Source organism: Devosia sp. Root436 (assembly GCF_001426345.1).
Taxonomy (GTDB): Bacteria; Pseudomonadota; Alphaproteobacteria; order Rhizobiales; family Devosiaceae; genus Devosia.
Genome location: NZ_LMEM01000009.1, coordinates 367478 through 383438, shown reverse-complemented (window position 1 = coordinate 383438; position 15961 = coordinate 367478). Strand labels below are relative to the sequence as shown.

16 protein-coding genes are annotated in these 15961 nt (G+C 63.9%); 7 read left to right on the top strand and 9 right to left on the bottom strand.

Going from position 1 to position 15961, the window contains the following annotated elements; translation table 11 throughout:
- Window position 1: 1 nt before the first annotated feature.
- From ASD04_RS06870 to proC, 3 genes are all read left to right on the top strand, one after another.
- On the top strand, window positions 2–730 hold the full coding sequence (locus ASD04_RS06870; protein WP_056254478.1) for a metallophosphoesterase family protein: 729 nt from the start codon (window positions 2–4) through the stop codon (window positions 728–730).
- Between the two features lie 217 nt (window positions 731–947).
- Window positions 948–1448, top strand: coding sequence for a YbjN domain-containing protein (locus tag ASD04_RS06865; RefSeq protein ID WP_056254475.1), 501 nt, complete (start codon window positions 948–950; stop codon window positions 1446–1448).
- The gene (gene proC / locus ASD04_RS06860; protein WP_056254471.1) at window positions 1445–2269 is read left to right on the top strand and encodes a pyrroline-5-carboxylate reductase; all 825 of its coding nucleotides are present in this window, start codon (window positions 1445–1447) and stop codon (window positions 2267–2269) included. Before ASD04_RS06865 ends, proC begins: the two co-directional genes overlap by 4 nt.
- On the opposite strand, the gene ASD04_RS06855 is transcribed toward proC, so the two are convergent.
- A complete protein-coding gene (locus ASD04_RS06855; protein ID WP_056254467.1) occupies window positions 2266–2766 on the bottom strand; it encodes a hypothetical protein in 501 nt (166 codons plus the stop codon). The two genes, proC and ASD04_RS06855, sit on opposite strands and share 4 nt — an antisense overlap.
- A gap of 175 nt (window positions 2767–2941) precedes the next feature.
- Window positions 2942–3151: a cold-shock protein gene (locus ASD04_RS06850; RefSeq protein ID WP_046105238.1), complete on the bottom strand. Its 210-nt coding sequence runs from the start codon at window positions 3149–3151 to the stop codon at window positions 2942–2944.
- 529 nt (window positions 3152–3680) lie between these two features.
- Here ASD04_RS06850 and ASD04_RS06845 point away from each other — a divergent pair.
- Both ASD04_RS06845 and ltaE read left to right on the top strand, forming a co-directional pair.
- Window positions 3681–4658 carry a methyltransferase gene (locus ASD04_RS06845; protein ID WP_056254462.1) on the top strand — a complete coding sequence of 326 codons (978 nt, stop codon included), beginning with the start codon at window positions 3681–3683 and terminating at the stop codon, window positions 4656–4658.
- A 137-nt stretch (window positions 4659–4795) separates the two neighbouring features.
- Window positions 4796–5818: a low-specificity L-threonine aldolase gene (gene ltaE, locus ASD04_RS06840; protein ID WP_056254460.1), complete on the top strand. Its 1023-nt coding sequence runs from the start codon at window positions 4796–4798 to the stop codon at window positions 5816–5818.
- Here the strand turns inward: ltaE and ASD04_RS06835 are convergent.
- The 7 genes from ASD04_RS06835 to ASD04_RS06800 all read right to left on the bottom strand — a co-directional run bounded on the left by ASD04_RS06835 (window position 5815) and on the right by ASD04_RS06800 (window position 14791).
- Entirely contained in the window at window positions 5815–6333 is a 519-nt protein-coding gene (locus ASD04_RS06835) for a hypothetical protein (RefSeq protein WP_056254457.1), read from the bottom strand. The two genes, ltaE and ASD04_RS06835, sit on opposite strands and share 4 nt — an antisense overlap.
- Before the next feature lie 92 nt (window positions 6334–6425).
- Window positions 6426–7223, bottom strand: a complete 798-nt coding sequence (locus tag ASD04_RS06830) for a hypothetical protein (RefSeq protein WP_056255464.1) — start codon at window positions 7221–7223, stop codon at window positions 6426–6428.
- 316 nt (window positions 7224–7539) lie between these two features.
- Window positions 7540–10851 (bottom strand): carbamoyl-phosphate synthase large subunit, encoded by a 3312-nt coding sequence (carB, locus tag ASD04_RS06825; protein ID WP_056254454.1) that lies wholly within the window; start codon window positions 10849–10851, stop codon window positions 7540–7542.
- Window positions 10852–11175: 324 nt separating this feature from the next.
- Window positions 11176–11517, bottom strand: coding sequence for a hypothetical protein (locus ASD04_RS06820; protein WP_056254451.1), 342 nt, complete (start codon window positions 11515–11517; stop codon window positions 11176–11178).
- Between the two features lie 422 nt (window positions 11518–11939).
- On the bottom strand, window positions 11940–13043 hold the full coding sequence (locus ASD04_RS06810; protein WP_056254445.1) for an RNA methyltransferase: 1104 nt from the start codon (window positions 13041–13043) through the stop codon (window positions 11940–11942).
- 99 nt (window positions 13044–13142) lie between these two features.
- Window positions 13143–13865, bottom strand: coding sequence for an HAD family hydrolase (locus ASD04_RS06805; protein WP_156461141.1), 723 nt, complete (start codon window positions 13863–13865; stop codon window positions 13143–13145).
- On the bottom strand, window positions 13862–14791 hold the full coding sequence (locus ASD04_RS06800) for an aminotransferase class IV (RefSeq protein ID WP_056254441.1): 930 nt from the start codon (window positions 14789–14791) through the stop codon (window positions 13862–13864). The genes ASD04_RS06805 and ASD04_RS06800 overlap by 4 nt, the downstream gene beginning before the upstream one ends.
- 137 nt (window positions 14792–14928) lie before the next feature.
- Between ASD04_RS06800 and ASD04_RS06795 the strand changes: the two genes are divergently transcribed.
- Together ASD04_RS06795 and ASD04_RS06790 are read left to right on the top strand one after the other, a co-directional pair.
- A complete protein-coding gene (locus ASD04_RS06795; protein WP_056254438.1) occupies window positions 14929–15312 on the top strand; it encodes a YciI family protein in 384 nt (127 codons plus the stop codon).
- On the top strand, window positions 15312–15923 hold the full coding sequence (locus ASD04_RS06790) for a glutathione S-transferase family protein (RefSeq protein WP_056254436.1): 612 nt from the start codon (window positions 15312–15314) through the stop codon (window positions 15921–15923). Before ASD04_RS06795 ends, ASD04_RS06790 begins: the two co-directional genes overlap by 1 nt.
- The last annotated feature ends 38 nt before the right edge of the window (window positions 15924–15961 follow it).

The following is a 15961-nucleotide window of genomic DNA, read 5'->3' as shown; positions in this document are numbered from 1 at the left end:
TTTGAAGATCGCCGTCATTTCCGACGTGCATGGCAATGCCATGGCGCTCGATGCCGTCTTGGCCGATATCGCCGGCCAGGGCGTCGATGCCACCTTATGCCTGGGCGACCATGTCAGCGGCCCCATCGATCCGGCCGGGTCGGCCGATCGGCTCATGGCGCTCGATGGCCCGGTGATCCGCGGCAATCACGATCGCTGGCTGGCAGACGGCCAGAGGGATGGCCGTGAGCTCGACAGCGTCGACCGTTTTGCGCTCTCGCATATGACCGATACGCACCGGGCCTGGCTCGCCGCCATGCCGGCCACGTCGGTCTTCAACGGCGAAGTCTTCCTCTGCCACGGCACGCCGGCCAGTGACAACGCGCCCTGGCTCGATGGCTGGTATCACGACCGCAAGACCACGCTGCCGTCCGAAGCCGCCGTGACCGCCGCCGCTGAAGGGCTCGACTATCCCGTCATGCTGTGCGGCCATACCCATGCCGCCCGTTCGGTGCGCCTGCGCGACGGGCGGATGATCGTCAATCCGGGTGCGGTGGGGCTGCAGCTTGTCCACGGCTCGCCCGATGCGCGCTATGCTGTGATTGAGCGGCGGAACGCCAAATGGTGCACGAGCCTGCGCGTCGTCCAATACGATCATCACGCCGCGGCGCAGCAGGCCGTCGACAATGGATTTCTTCCCTGGAAGCAAGCGCTGGCAACGGGTTGGGCCGATGCGAGCGGTCTGTTCTGACGCGCAATTGCCTGTGAACGCGCCCTCAACGTTAACAGTCCGTTAACCTTAGGCCGCCCATCGTCATCCACAAGAGAATGCCGTCCAAGGCCCGCGTTCCGTCCCCTGAATCAGTAGGGGCGTGTAGGGTCATTTCATCAGGACGATTCGTAAGCCTCGTGCGTGCGGCCCAGTTTCTGAATATCCAAAACCTGCCGGTTAATGGACGGAACCGTCGATGTCACTGCTGCAAGTCGAGCCCGATCGCAATGTCCACCCGGTGGACATTATCGAGCATATCGCCTCGATCAACGACTGGACCTTCGAGCGGCAGGATGCCGACGAAATCTCCATTTCCGTGCGCGGCGGCTGGTCGGATTACCACGTCTCCTTCAACTGGATGGAAGACCTCGAAAGCCTGCATATCGCCTGCGCCTTCGACCTCAAGGTGCCCGAAGGAAGGCGCAGCGAGATCAAGCAGTTGATTTCATTGATTAATGAGCAGCTCTGGATCGGCCATTTCGATATCTGGAACAAGGAAGGCGTGGTGCTGTTCCGCAATTCGCACCTGCTGACCGGCGGCGCCGATGTGTCGCCACAGCAATGCGAGGCTTTGCTGCGCTCGGCCACCGACAGCTGCGATCTCTACTACCAGGCCTTCCAGTTCGTCGTCTGGGCCGGCAAGACCGCCGCCGATGCCCTGAGCCACGTCATGTTTGAAACGGTAGGCGAAGCATGAGCGTCTCGCTCAGCCATCTCGGCCCGGTCATGCTGGTGGGCGCCGGCAAGATGGGTCTGGCGCTGGCCCGCGGCTGGCTCGATGCCGGCCTGAGGCCAAACCATCTCGTGCTGGTCGACCCCAGTCCCGGCCCCGAGGCAAAACAACTGGCCGAGGACTACGGCCTGGTGCTCAATTCCGATGCCAGCGGGCTCCTGCCCAATGTGCTGGTGCTGGCCATCAAGCCGCAGATCATCGACAAGGTCATGGAATCGCTGCAGCCCATTATCGGGCCGCATACGCTGGCCATTTCCATCGCCGCGGGCATCGATATCAACAGGTTGTCGCGCGGGCTCGACATGGGCCGCGTCATCCGCACCATGCCCAATACGCCGGCGCAGATCGGCAAGGGCATTACCGGCGCGGTGGCCGGTCCCGCCGTGGGCGACGAGGATCGCGAGGTTGCCGAGGCGCTGCTGCGGGCGGCCGGTCCCGTGGTCTGGTTCGATGATGAGGCCCAGCTTGATGCGGTGACTGCCGTTTCAGGCTCCGGCCCGGCCTATGTGTTCCATCTGGTGGAGGCTTTGGCCGAAGCGGGGCGGCGCCAGGGCCTGCCCGATGCCGTGGCCGGGCAACTGGCGCGCCAGACCGTCATCGGCTCGGCGGCCCTGCTCGAAGCCGATCCCGCCGCGCCGTCGGTGCTGCGGCAGAACGTGACCTCGCCCAACGGCACGACGGCCGCGGGCCTTGCGGTGCTGATGGCCGACAACGGGCTGACTGATCTCATAGCCCGCACCGTGGACGCCGCCAGGCGGCGCAGCGAGGAACTGGGGCGCAGCTAACCGCGCTTGCGGTGGCGGCGCTCGCGCAAGTCGATCAACTGGTCGCGAATAGCGGCGACCCAATCGCGCAATGCCGTTTCGTCGGTATGGCGCAATGCCTGCTCGATACCGTCCAGCGCCAGGTGTCCCGACAGCAATTCGTCGCGGTCGCCGCCGGCCTGGTAGCGGGCCAGATGCACCATGGCCAGGTTGGCGCGGGTGGTCGCCCATGCCGCCGGCGCCGTGGTACGCGAGCGAAAGGCGAGGGCGCTGACCAGCAGGTGATGTGCCTGGTCGAGCCGGGCCTGCGCCCGCGGGCCGGTTTCGCGGCGGGCCAGCAGACACAAAGCCGCGCCCAGATTGGTCATTACTTCCCCGCGCAAAGGCGCAACGAGTTCGGCTTTCAGCAGTTGGGAATAGACCTGCACGGCAGAGTCGAAGTCGTGACCTTCGATCAGGGCCTTGGCGCGCGACAGCGTCGCCAGCACGCTCTCATCCGCGGATCGTGCTTCGATCATTGCATTCACGAACGATGCCTCGGGTTTTGTCCGCCCGCCGCGAGCGGATGGCTATTATTAAACCCGGATGGGCTCGGCAACAAGCAATTGCGTCCCCTCATGCACCAGCAAAACAAAAAAAGGGGCGTGTCCCTCCAAGTCGGACGCGCCCCTTCGGTCTGTTATGCCTGATGGCTCAGGCGGCAGTCAGGTTGTCGGCGGCCGACTTGCCGGTCCGCTTGTCCTTGACGATCTCGTAGGTAACCTTCTGGCCCTCATCGAGACCATTCAGGCCCGAACGCTGAACGGCGGAGATGTGGACGAACACGTCCGCCCCGCCTTCGTCGGGCTGAATGAAGCCGTAGCCCTTTTGGCCGTTAAACCACTTTACGGTGCCAGTTGCCATGATGCGCGTTCCCTCGTGCAGTCGCTGCTGTAGGCGGTCCGTGGCCACTATTGGCCATGGACGGAGTGATATCGAAATATCGGAAAGTGACGTCAGCAGGCGGCGAATGGAATTCGCAGGATCAGATCGGTCGGCCGCAATATTCGATCGGGGGAGCGTAGCCTGAAAAAAACGGCTGTTCAATATCTGTTTACACATGACAAATCGCCCGGCGGGAAAGTGCTTCCTGCCAGGGCAAAACGTAGTTTCGTCAAGTATTTGCCCCGGACTACAAAAGCCCGGCGCTGACGCGGAACCGGCAGGCGAGACAGGCAAAGCATCTCGGTGTCGGTGGCGTCGTGTCGCGATACGGCGCCAAAGCGTCGTACCGGACAGGGCCACAATACTCCAAAAAGCACTGATGCAAACCGGCACTATCGTCGCAGCCGGTTTTTGCACCGCGCGGTGCCGCTTGCTTTCCGGCCGGATTTGCGTCAAACCCCCGCGCGCCGGGCCAGTGAGCGCGGTAACCTCCAGAGATCACTTCGTCTTGACCAAGGCGTTTCATTCTTCCGGCGATGTCATCGCCGATCGCCGTGCCGGCTATGCGAGGATGCTGGCCGACGGGGGCGACCATGCCGCCGCCGCCGACCTGCTGGTTCAGGCGCTCGATATCGTTCCCGACTGGGCGGCGGGCTGGGATATGCTCGGTCTCTATTGCGAAAAGGCTGGCGATGTTTCGGGCGCCATCTCGGCCTGGCGGCATCTTGAGGCGCTGGACGACGAGGGCGTGTTCGGCGCCGGCCTCAAGCTCGCCGCGCATGGCGCCAGCCAGGCCGCCGACGGTACGGCGGTGAGCTATGTCGAGGCGCTGTTCGACCAGTATGCGCCTCAGTTCGAGCGCTCGCTGATGGACAAGCTTGGCTATCGCGTGCCCGAAATGCTCGACGACCTGGTCAATGCTGAAATGGCCCGGCTGGGCATAGACAGCTTCGCGCGGGCGCTGGACCTTGGGTGCGGCACCGGGCTCATGGGGCAGCGTTTGCGGGCCAAGGCCGCTTTCCTCGAAGGCATCGACGTCTCGGCGGCCATGATCGCCGAGACGGCCCGCAAGGGCATCTATGACAGCCTGCAGAAGGCCGAACTGGTGGCGGCGCTTATTGCCCGCCGCGCCGACGCCGACCTGATCACCGCCGCCGACGTGTTCATCTATTGCGGGGCCCTGCCACCGGTCCTGGCCGCGCTGGCGCCGGCCCTGCGTCCGGGCGGGCTCGTCGCCTTTTCCCTCGAAGCCCATGACGGGCCCGAGCCGCTGTTCCTGCGGCCGTCGCTGCGCTACGCCCATGGCGTGGATGCCACGCGGGATGCGCTGGTGGTGGCGGGGCTCGAAGTGCTTCGGTTCGAGATGGCAGTGCTGCGGTTCGACCGGGGTGCCCCGATATCGGGCATCCTCATCGTGGCCCGCCGCCCGCCGCTGGACCTGAGCGCCGCCAATGACGGCCAGGATGGCGGGGACGTCGCCGCCTGAAGCCATATCACGGGCCATGGCTCCCTCTCCCCTCAGGGGCGAGGTGATCCGGCGCATGCCGAAGCCCTTGTGATTGCCAAGGACATGCCAACACGACAAAACGTGATAGGCATCACCGAGCAACAGCCGAGTCCGCCATGAACACCATCCGTTACGACTTCCGCTCCGACACCGTGACGAAACCTTCCGCCGCAATGCGGGCTGCCATGGCGGCGGCCGAGGTGGGCGATGATGTGTTCGGCGACGATCCGACAGTCAACCTGCTCGAACAGCGGATGGCCGCCATGCTCGGCAAGGATGCGGCGCTCTTCGTCTCGTCCGGCACGCAATCGAACCTGCTGGCCCTGATGAGCCATTGCGGGCGCGGCGACGAATTCATCGCCGGACAGAATGCCCATTGCTACAAATACGAGGCGGGCGGCGCCGCGGTCCTTGGCTCGATCCAGCCGCAGCCCATTGCTCATCGGCCCGACGGCACCATGGATCTCGGCGAGATCGAAGGCGCGATCAAGGCCGGCGACAGCCATTTCGCCACCACGCGGGTCATCGCGCTCGAAAACACCTTTGGCGGCAAGGTGCTGCCGGTGAGTTACATGGCGCAAGTGGCCGAGATCGCCACCCGCCACGGCCTGGGTCTGCACCTCGACGGGGCCCGCGCCTTCAATGCCGTCGTGGCGCTGGGCACGGACATCAAGAGCTTCACGGCGCCCTTCGACAGCGTTTCAATCTGCCTTTCCAAGGGGCTGGGGGCCCCGGTCGGCTCGGTACTTGTCGGAAGGCAGGACCTGATCGACACGGCACGCCGCAATCGCAAGATGCTGGGTGGCGGGCTGCGCCAGTCCGGCATATTGGCGGCGGCCGGCCTCTATGCGCTCGACAATAATGTGGCCCGGCTGGCCGACGATCATCGCCGCGCCAAAAGGCTGGCCGATGGTCTCGCCGCCTTCCCCTCGCTCCACGTCACCATGCCCGATACCAATATCATCTTCGTCGATGTTGAGGAGCGCATCGGGGATCGCCTGACCGAGTTTCTCCAGTCACGCGGCGTCGGCATTACCGGCCGCTACGGCCAGCAGCGCTGGGTGACCCATCTCGATGTGGATGACGAGATGGTCGATGGCGCACTGGCCGAAGTGGCGGCGTTCTTCCGTGCGCGCTAGTCGGGAGCGACGTCCTGGCAGCGGCCCTCGAAATCCATGTTGACGAACACCGTCCATGGGTAGCTGAGCGAGACATAGCTGGTCTCGGTGCCCACGCCCCAATAGGCGAAGTTGACGTCCGGCTCCTCGGCCGAGATCATGACGCCCTGCTCGCTGGGATTGACCACGAGCGCGGGACCGCTGGGCAGGCTCAACGGCGCCAGTACCCCAGCCGCGACCGTCGTGGTGACGACGGCGGACACGGCCGCCAGCCTGTCGTCGCAGAAGAGGAAGATGGAAAGGTTGTCGCTCGCATCCCGGACGGAAAGTATTTTAACCCCCGGGCCGACGAAATCCTTGTGGAGTCGGCCGGTCGTGTCCTCGACCGGGCCAAGGGCTGCTTCGATCAGCGGCTGAGCCTGGCTCAACGGCATCGCATCGAGTACGGCCTGATAGGGGTTGAAGTCATCGCTCTGCGCGAAGCACGGCCCTGCCATGGACAGCGCGAGAAAAGGCATAGTCAGAACCAGGCGCATGATGCGTCTCCGGATTGCCGCCGCCTGCCGAGTATTCGGCCTTGCGCCGGTCAGGGTCAAGCGGGCGGGGCAAGCCCCGCCCGCCTGGCATCCTATTGACCGTCCAGCGCTGCCCGGATCGCCTGCTCCACCGGCGAATAATCGCCATCGGCGCGGTCGAGTTCGAGCAGCCCCCTGGGCATCAGTGGCGGCTGGGCCATGAACTTGACCCGGCTGCCACGATGCTTCTGGGCGGCATGCACCAGGAACGGATGGCAGAGATAGACTGTACCGGCCGGCCCGGTCGTCAGGGCTTCCTTGCCGGTATCGAACCAGTCCGGCCGGTCGGCGATCATGTCGCGCAGCGAGCGGCCATCGTCGCCGGCCGGGGCGAGATAGCGGGCGACATCGAGATGCGAGCCCACCCGAATGCGCGTCGGCGCGTCGTCTTCCCCGACATCGGAGAACAAGAACAGCATCAGCAGGGCGCGTCCCTTGGAGACGACATTGGCCCTGATATCGAGGAAGTCCTTGAAGTCGTCGCCGGCAAAGCTCCCGTCGATATGCCAACCATCGTCGCCGGGTTCGGCTTTCGACGGAAAGCGCACCGGGAAGGTGCCCAGCCCCTGCGGCGGCACCCACCGGTCCTTGCCGACCAACTGGTCATAGGCCGCGAGCAGGGTTGGCGTATTGGCCGCCTCGCGGAACGGCTGGTCCGAATAACCGCCCAACCGGATGACCGGCTTGGTCCAGGTCGCGGGATCGTCGGGATCGCAGCCGGTATCGCGCCACAGGATGGCGCGGCCCTGCCCGGCCAGTTCGGTGGAGAAGGCATTGTCGATGCGGACGAAGCCGTCGGTAATGAAGGCGTCAAGCTGCGCTGCCGAGAGCGCGTGAGAAGTATCAGGCATTGAAAAGTCCATGAGTTCGCAAGGCCGCAATTGCGGCCGGATCGAGCGGGTTGCCGCTCAGTTCGTGCCCGAACAGGGCGCCATCAGGCGCCGAGGAACACTGCGAACTTGTGAGACTGGATCATCATCATGGTGATGGGACTATAGGGGAGGGGCGCCGAGTGTCAACCAACACCCCCCTCGCACCGATCACCGGCTTTCCCGTCACCACCAGCCGTCACCCGCGGGCGCTGTACTTAACGATGGCTCCGCAAGTGAAGAGCCATCGGGTCACGCCCAAGGGTGACGATCCAGGGGTAGGAGAGGTCAGGAGCCTCTAAGCCGCGAAATAGCTTTGCAATGACCGCACCACGAGGCTCCCCTTCTGCAAGGCCACGATCCCTTCCACCGCCGCCAGCGCGCCGTCGATGGTGGTGTAGTAGGGGATTTTCGACAGCAACGCCGTCCGCCTTATATCGCGGCTGTCCGAAATCGACTTCATGCCGTCGGTGGTGTTGATCACCAGTTGCACGCCGCCATTCTTCATCGAATCCACGATATGCGGCCGCCCTTCGAGCACCTTGTTGATCTTGGTGGCGGCAATGCCGTTCTCGACCAGGTATTTCTGCGTGCCGCCGGTGGCGAGGATGGTGAAGCCGCCCTCGACCAGGTGGCGGGCCATGTCGACGATATACTGCTTGTCCTCGTCACGTACCGAGACGAAGGCCGTGCCTGATTGCGGCACCTTGGAGCCGGCGCCCATCTGCGACTTGGCGAACGCCATGGCGAAATCGGTATCGAGGCCGATGACTTCGCCGGTCGATTTCATCTCCGGCCCCAGCACGGTATCGACGCCGGGGAAGCGGTTGAACGGGAACACGGCTTCCTTGACCGCGATATGCTTGAACGTGCGTTCCACCAGCCCGAAGCTGGCAAGGCTTTCCCCGGCCATGATGCGGCTGGCGATCTTGGCGATGGGCTGGCCGATCACCTTGGCGACGAAGGGCACCGTGCGGCTGGCGCGCGGATTGACTTCGAGCAGGTAGATTACCCCGTCCTTGAGCGCATATTGCACATTCATCAGGCCGCCGACCTTGAGCGCGAAGGCCAGCTCGGCCGTCTGGCGCTTGAGTTCGGCCAGCACTTCGGGGGAGAGGTTGCGCGATGGCAGCGAGCAGGCACTGTCGCCCGAATGGATGCCGGCCTCCTCGATATGCTCCATGATGCCGGCGACGAATACGTCCTTGCCGTCGCAAAGCGCATCGACGTCGATTTCGGTGGCGCCGCTGAGATAGGCGTCGAACAGCAGCGGATTGTCCGACAGCACCGAATTGATCTGCCCGGTCTTGTCATTGGGGTAGCGCTGCAGGATATCGGGCGGCACCAGCCCGGTCAGCGTATCCTGCACATAGCGCTCGAATTCACTGGCCGAATGGACGATGGCCATGGCGCGGCCGCCCAGCACGTAGCTCGGGCGGATCACCAGCGGATAACCCAGCCGCTCGGCCACGAGCCGCGCCTGTTCCAGGCTATAGGCAATGCCGTTCTTGGGCTGGGTCAGTTCGAGCTTGTTGAGGAGCTTGGAGAAGAGATCGCGGTCCTCGGCCAGGTCGATGGCGTCGGGCTGCGTGCCCAGGATCGGCACGCCGGCCTTCTGCACCGCTTCGGCCAGGTTGAGCGGCGTCTGCCCGCCGAACTGCACGATCACACCATGCAGCGTGCCGTTCTGCTTTTCCGTAAGCAGGATTTCGATCACGTCCTCTTCGGTCAGCGGCTCGAAATAGAGCCGGTCGGAGGTGTCGTAGTCGGTCGAAACGGTTTCCGGGTTGCAGTTGACCATGATGGTCTCGTAGCCGGCATCGGCCAATGCAAACGCGGCATGGCAGCAGCAATAGTCGAATTCGATGCCCTGGCCGATGCGGTTCGGCCCGCCGCCCAGGATCACCACCTTCTTGCGGTCGCTCGGGCGCGCCTCGTCGTCCACCTTGCCGTTGAACGGCACTTCATAGGTCGAATACATATAGGCGGTCGGCGAAGCGAATTCGGCCGCCGAGGTGTCGATGCGTTTATAGGCCGGCCGGACTTCCAGCGAGTGGCGGAGCTTGCGCACATCCGATGGCTTCACATTGGCCAGTTGCGCCAGCCGCGCGTCGGAAAAGCCCATGGCCTTGAGCGAACGCAGGTTTTGCGCATCCTGGGGCAGGCCGAATTGCTTGACCTTGCTCTCGCTGTCCACGATCCCCTGCATCTGCTCAAGGAACCACGGGTCTATTCTGCAGGCCTCGTGGATGTCCTCGAGGCTCATGCCCAGCCGCATGGCTTCGGCCACATGCAGCAGCCGGTTCGGCGTCGGCGTGCCCAAAGCGGCCTTGATGGCATTCTTGTCCTCGCCTTCGCCCAGGCCCGGAATGCCGATCTCGTTGAGCCCGGTCAGCCCGGTTTCGAGCGAGCGCAGGGCCTTCTGCAAGCTCTCCTGGAAGGTGCGGCCGATGGCCATGGCCTCGCCCACCGATTTCATCGACGTAGTCAGCCGATTGTCGGCGCCGGGGAATTTCTCGAAGGCGAAACGCGGGATTTTCACCACGACATAGTCGATGCTCGGCTCGAACGAAGCCGGGGTCATGCCGCCGGTAATGTCATTGTCCAGCTCGTCCAGCGTATAGCCCACGGCCAGGCGCGCGGCGACCTTGGCGATCGGGAAGCCCGTGGCCTTGGAGGCCAGCGCCGAGGACCGGCTTACGCGCGGATTCATCTCGATGACAACCATGCGGCCATCCGCCGGGTTGATGCCGAACTGCACGTTCGATCCACCGGTCTCGACGCCGATCTCGCGCAGCACCGCCAGCGAGGCGTCGCGCATGATCTGGTATTCCTTGTCGGTCAGCGTCAGTGCCGGGGCGACGGTGATCGAGTCGCCGGTATGGACGCCCATCGGGTCGATATTTTCGATCGAGCAGACGATGATGCAGTTGTCCTTCTTGTCGCGGACAACCTCCATTTCATACTCTTTCCAGCCGAGCACGCTTTCCTCGACCAGCACTTCATTGGTCGGCGAAGCGTCGATGCCGCTCTCGCAGATATTGAGGTATTCCTCGCGATTATAGGCAATGCCGCCGCCGGTACCGCCCAGCGTGAAGCTGGGGCGGATGATGCAGGGCAGGCCGATCACCTCGAGCGCCTGCAAGGCCTCGATGGTGTTATGCGCCAGCATGGAGCGGGGCGTTTCCAGCCCGATCTTCTTCATGGCGTCGCGGAACAGTTCGCGGTCTTCCGCCTTGTCGATGGCTTCGGCCGTGGCGCCGATCATTTCCACGCCGAACTTGTCGAGCACGCCCATCTTCCTGAGGCTCAGCGCGCAGTTCAGCGCCGTCTGTCCGCCCATGGTCGGCAGCAGCGCATCGGGGCGTTCCTTCTCGATGATCTTGGCGACCACCTCGGGGGTGATCGGCTCCATATAGGTGGCGTCGGCCAGGTCCGGATCGGTCATGATCGTCGCCGGATTGGAGTTCACCAGGATGATCCGGTAGCCCTCTTCCTTCAGCGCCTTGCAGGCCTGGGTTCCCGAATAGTCGAACTCACAGGCCTGCCCGATAATGATCGGACCCGCACCGATGATGAGGATCGACTTGATATCGGTACGTTTTGGCATGGCGCTCGCTCAACTGTTTTTCACGCAGGGGGCGAGGGAGAATCGCCCGGACAGCACCTGTCCCGCGACAAACCACGCGGCAACTGAGCGCTGCGGCGCGGCGATAGGTTCAGACATGGTGGTTAGGTGGGCTGTCTAGCGGAGATGGGGGGGAATGCCAACCCCAAATGGGTGCGACTGCCCGACTGTCCACTTTCACCGATGTCATCCCGGCGCAGGCCGGGATCCATCATGAGATCTCCGCATCCGCGGCAGGCGAAGCACTTAAAATGGATTCCCGCCTGCGCGGGAAGATGGGGGGGGGCGCGTGAAGCCACAGTGCCCTCAGTCCGGCACCTGCGCAATCCGGTCTTCACCCACAAGGTCCTGGTATCCGGCTTTTGCCATGGGGAAACCATATCCATCCCCTGGCTTGCCCCAGCGCAGTTTTCCGGCGGCATGGTGGGCACTGCCGTAAAGCTCGACGGAGATGCGTTGCATCGCCAGATATAGTGCCTGAACGCCATCGAAGCCTCGCACTATCGCGGCCCGCTCGCCTTCTGGCCAGCCAATGGTAAAGCTGCACTCCCAGCAGCGGTCCCCTTCAACGGGCGCGTGCAGACTAATCGGCACGGCAATCTCCGTTGCTTGGAGGCGAAGCATGAGTATGCGCTGAGCTACGATCATTAGGTCACCTCAAAATCGCAACTTCGGGATGAAATTGTTCTTCATACAAGCAGCATGCCTGTCCATTGAGAGCGACCAGCACAGAGCGCTCTTGGCCATCCTACAAAGCTCCTCGTCGAGCAGGAGCTGCGCGTCGCATATTTCGGCTCTAGCGGGATCATATTTGCCGGCAACGTGGATACGATCATCGGCAGAAATGTCATCCGTCCATTGACCTCCTGTGGGTTGTCCTGCCGGCACCCTGGGCTGACCCGGTCGATATTTGCGCAGCACAGATTGTATCTGAGCTGCAATAACGTGCATCTTGAGGTCAAGTAAGGTGCTCTTTGCCTCTAAGAGCTCATTGTATTTTGGTATCATGCTTCATGATCTCACCGCGTTGAAGGATCATTTTCGCCGAACAGCAAAGCATGGGGATAAGTTTATGGCTGTTTTCTCCGCCACAGCCCCACCCGCAGCCCCCCATGCAGCACGGTCGGCTCCACCAGTTCCAGCCCCAGCCCCGTGGCCTTCGCCAAATCTTTGTCCGTCGTGACGATCCCCACATGCCAGCCGGCAAATTTCGCGCGGATCACACTACCCATGGTCCGATACAGCCCCAGCAGCGGCGCCTTGTTGCCGATGCGGGTGCCATAGGGCGGGTTGATGATGATGAGGCCGGCCGGGCCATTGGGGGGTGACAGGGTTTCGATGCTCTGCTGCTCGAATTGCATCACATGGGACACGCCGGCTCGCTCGGCATTCTCACGTGCCATGCGGATGGCGCCGGGGTCGCGGTCGGAGCCGTAGAAGCGCAGGGTGGTTTCGCGCAGCGGGGCCGGGGCGCGCATCGCGTCCCACGCCTTGCGGTTGAAGCTGGGCAGGTGTTCGAAGGCGAAAGCCCGCGACCGTCCGGGCTTGAGCCCCAGCGCGATTTCGGCGGCTTCGATGACGAATGTGCCCGAGCCGCACATCGGATCGAGCACCGTCTGGGTGCCGTCATAGCCGCATTGGCGGAGGAACATCGCCGCCATGGTCTCGCGCATCGGCGCCTTGGCCACGCCCTCCTTGAAGCCGCGCTTGTGCAGCGATTCCCCAGTTGTATCGAGGCTGATGGTGACGAGGTCATCTTCGATCCGCACCATGACGCGCAAAGCCGCATCCTCGGCGACAGGCGCGCCCAACTCCTCCGATATGGCCTTGGCCACGCGCTGGCTGGCCGCCCCGGCATGATAGATGCGCGAGCGCTTGCAACTGGCCTCCACCGTCACCGTCACGTCCGGCCGCAGCAGGCTGGCCCATTCCACCTTGCGCGCGCGTTTGTCCAACTGCGCCAGATGCATGGCGCGGAAGCTGGCCACCCGCGCCAGCACGCGCGTCGCCCCGCGCAGGGCGAGATTGGCCCGCCACACATCGGGCCAGCTGCCCATGAAGGCCACGCCGCCATCGGTCACGCGCGCATCAAAGCCGGCCGCGCGGGCCTCGTCGCAAAGTGGCGCTTCGAGGCCGGGCGTGGCGACGAGGTAGATTTCGAAGGGGGTGCTCATGGGCGAGAGGTAGAAGGTTTTGCGGGCGTGGGGAAGGGTTGGTTGTCCACTGGCCATCACCCTCGGGTCAGGCCGAATTTGGGACCGGCGCTGGTAGGCTCACCCCTTAAACGCCGCCATCCGCTCATAAAACACCCGCGCCTCATCAGCGATATCACGCAACTGCCCCGGCAGTTCCACCACCTTCTCATCCGGCGGCGTGAAGCCTGTACTGTCGAAGATCGCCCCATACCAATGCGGTGCCCAGACGCCGTCATCCTTGTGCTGGCCTTTCGGCCAAGCCAACATCGCCTCGTCAAACGGCAGATCGATTGCCGCGCACAAAGCCGATAGCGTCCCGCGCGGATCGCGCCGCACATCCTCGGAATCCACCACCGGCGGCGCCTTGCCCAGCCGGTCCGCCACGCGATCGAACAGCGCCGCCTGCTCGGCAAAGCCGATATCGCGCAGGCTCACATCCTCGCGCTTCTGCGCATAGGAGGCGAGCACCCGTTCCGGCCGCCGCAGCAGGAACACATTGGTCACCCCGTCCATCCAGTCGAGCGGAAAGCCATCGACCATGTGGTGCGCCATATGCTTCTGGTACCAGACCGGTTTGCCACCGGGCACTGGCCCCAGCATGTCGGCAGCGACGCGGTGCGGATCCTGGGGCTGGCTCGCCAGCACTTCGTCATTCATCGGATGGACGATGCCCGTGGCCGCCAGATAGGCGGCATAGAAGGGCTCGTCGCTCACGGCACAGTCCGACCGCGACGAGAAAGCGCGCATCATGGCGGTGGAGAGGTTGCGCGGCCCCGACCACATGGCAATGCGGCGCGTCATGGCCGCCAGGTCTCCCGTTCGATCAGCGCGCGATAGAGCGCCTGCAGCCGCAGCGTCATCTCGCCCGGTATCGGCCCCGGCCCGGTCAGCGGATGGCCCATGCGGCGGCCATCGACTTCCCGCACGGATGTCAGGCCGGCGAAGGTGCCGGTGACGAAAGCCTCGTCGGCGCCATAGACATCGGTCAGCGAAAAATTCTTCTGCCGCACGGTAATGCCGGCTTCCTCGGCCACGCGGATAATGTTCCCGCGCGTAATGCCGCCCAGGCAGTAGTCGCCGGTCGAGGTCCAGAGTTCGCCGCGCCGCACGATGAAGAAGTGCGTCGAGTTGCAGGTGGCGACGAACCCCTGCGGATCGAGCATCAGCGCTTCGTCGGCGCCGGCCTTGGCCGCCTGGATACAGGCCTGGATGCAGTTGAGCTTGGAATGGCTGTTCAGCTTCTGGTCCTGCATGTCAGGCGCGGTGCGGCGGATGGTCGAGGTGAAGAGGCTGATGCCGTCGGGCTTGTCCGAGGGCGTCTTGTATTCGGGGATGATGACGATGGTCGCGTCCCCGATCGTCGCCCGCGGGTCCTGGTAGGGCGTGGCCTTGATGCCGCGCGTCACCATCAGGCGGATATGGACGCCATCGCTCATGCCGTTGGCGGCGAGACAGTCAAAGATGCGCTTGACCAGCGCATCGGGTGTAAGTCCAACGGAAAAATCCAGCGTCTTGGCGCCCTCATAGAGCCGTTCCAGATGCGCCCACAGGAAGGGGATGCCGCCTTTGTGCAGCCGCAGGCCCTCCCACACGCCGTCGCCCAATACGAAACCGGAATCGAAGACCGAGACCACGGCCTCCTTGCGTGGCTTCAGCGTGTCGTTCACCGCGATCAGGATATCCCCATTGCGGGGGTCGTCCGCATAGGCATGCACGCCGTAAGCCATTCCAGCACCATCACAAGTTCGATGTGTCAGTGTCGGCGTTCGCGAGGCGATGGGCAAGACAGGCAGAAAATTTCATTCCATCATGTCGATCCGGGGCCGCCGCCACCGACTAGCTGCATCAGATGGAGGACAATCGAATGAAATATCTCTGCATCGTCTATGCCGGCGCCGGCCCCGATACGCTGACCAAGGCCGAGCATATCGCCATCAAGGATGCCTGCATCGAAGAGGATCACGCGCTGTTTGCGTCGGGCAAGCTCATCGCCGCCAGCCCGCTGCAGGGGCCTGAAACCGCGGTGGTGATCCGGCCATCGGGCCGCACCGACGGCCCCTATGCCGAAACCAAGGAATTCGTCGCCGGCTTCATGCTCATCGAGGCCGGCAGCATCGAGGAGGCGGTGGCCATCGCCGCACCCGGCCCGCTGGAGGGCCTGGTGACGCTGGAAATCCGGCCTCTGGCCGATGAACGGCACAGCAGGACCGGCCTCGACCGTTCGGCCTTTTTCGCGCGGAGGTCGTGATGGTCGACCGCAAGCTCTACTACACGCACAATATCAACCCGCGCGTCGCGGTGGCCGTGGCGCGGCATCTGGCTTCGCCGGTCGAGTTCATCCGTTATGAGCCGATGGGTGCTGACCGTGACGCCTTCCTGGCGCTCAATCCCAATTCGCTGGCGCCGCTGCTGGTGGAAGACGGCAAGCCGCGCTGGGAGGCGGATTCCATCGCGCTGCGGCTGTCACGGCTGGCGGGTGGCGATTTCTGGCCCGACGCGCATGCCGAAGACATCCAGATGTGGGTGAGCTGGAGCGCGCATCACTTCACTGTCGCCGGGGCAGGCCTGGTCTGGCACAATTTCACCGCCCTGTCCTGGATGGGGCCGCCCGACCCGGTTGTGGTCGCAGGCATAGAGCAGGACTTTCACCGCTTCGCCGCCATTCTCGACCAGACGCTGGCCGGCCGCCCGTGGCTGGTTGGCAATCGCCTGACCTATGCCGATTTCCGCGTGGCCTCGGCGCTCCCCTTTGCCGAGCCGGGCCGCATCCCGCTGGAAGGCTATCGCAATATCGTGGCGTGGCACGACCGGCTCAATGCCATCGATGCTTGGCGCGACCCTTTCGCCGGCATCGACTGACCGGCTTGGCGGGAAACATCGACCGGGTGTAGCTTTCC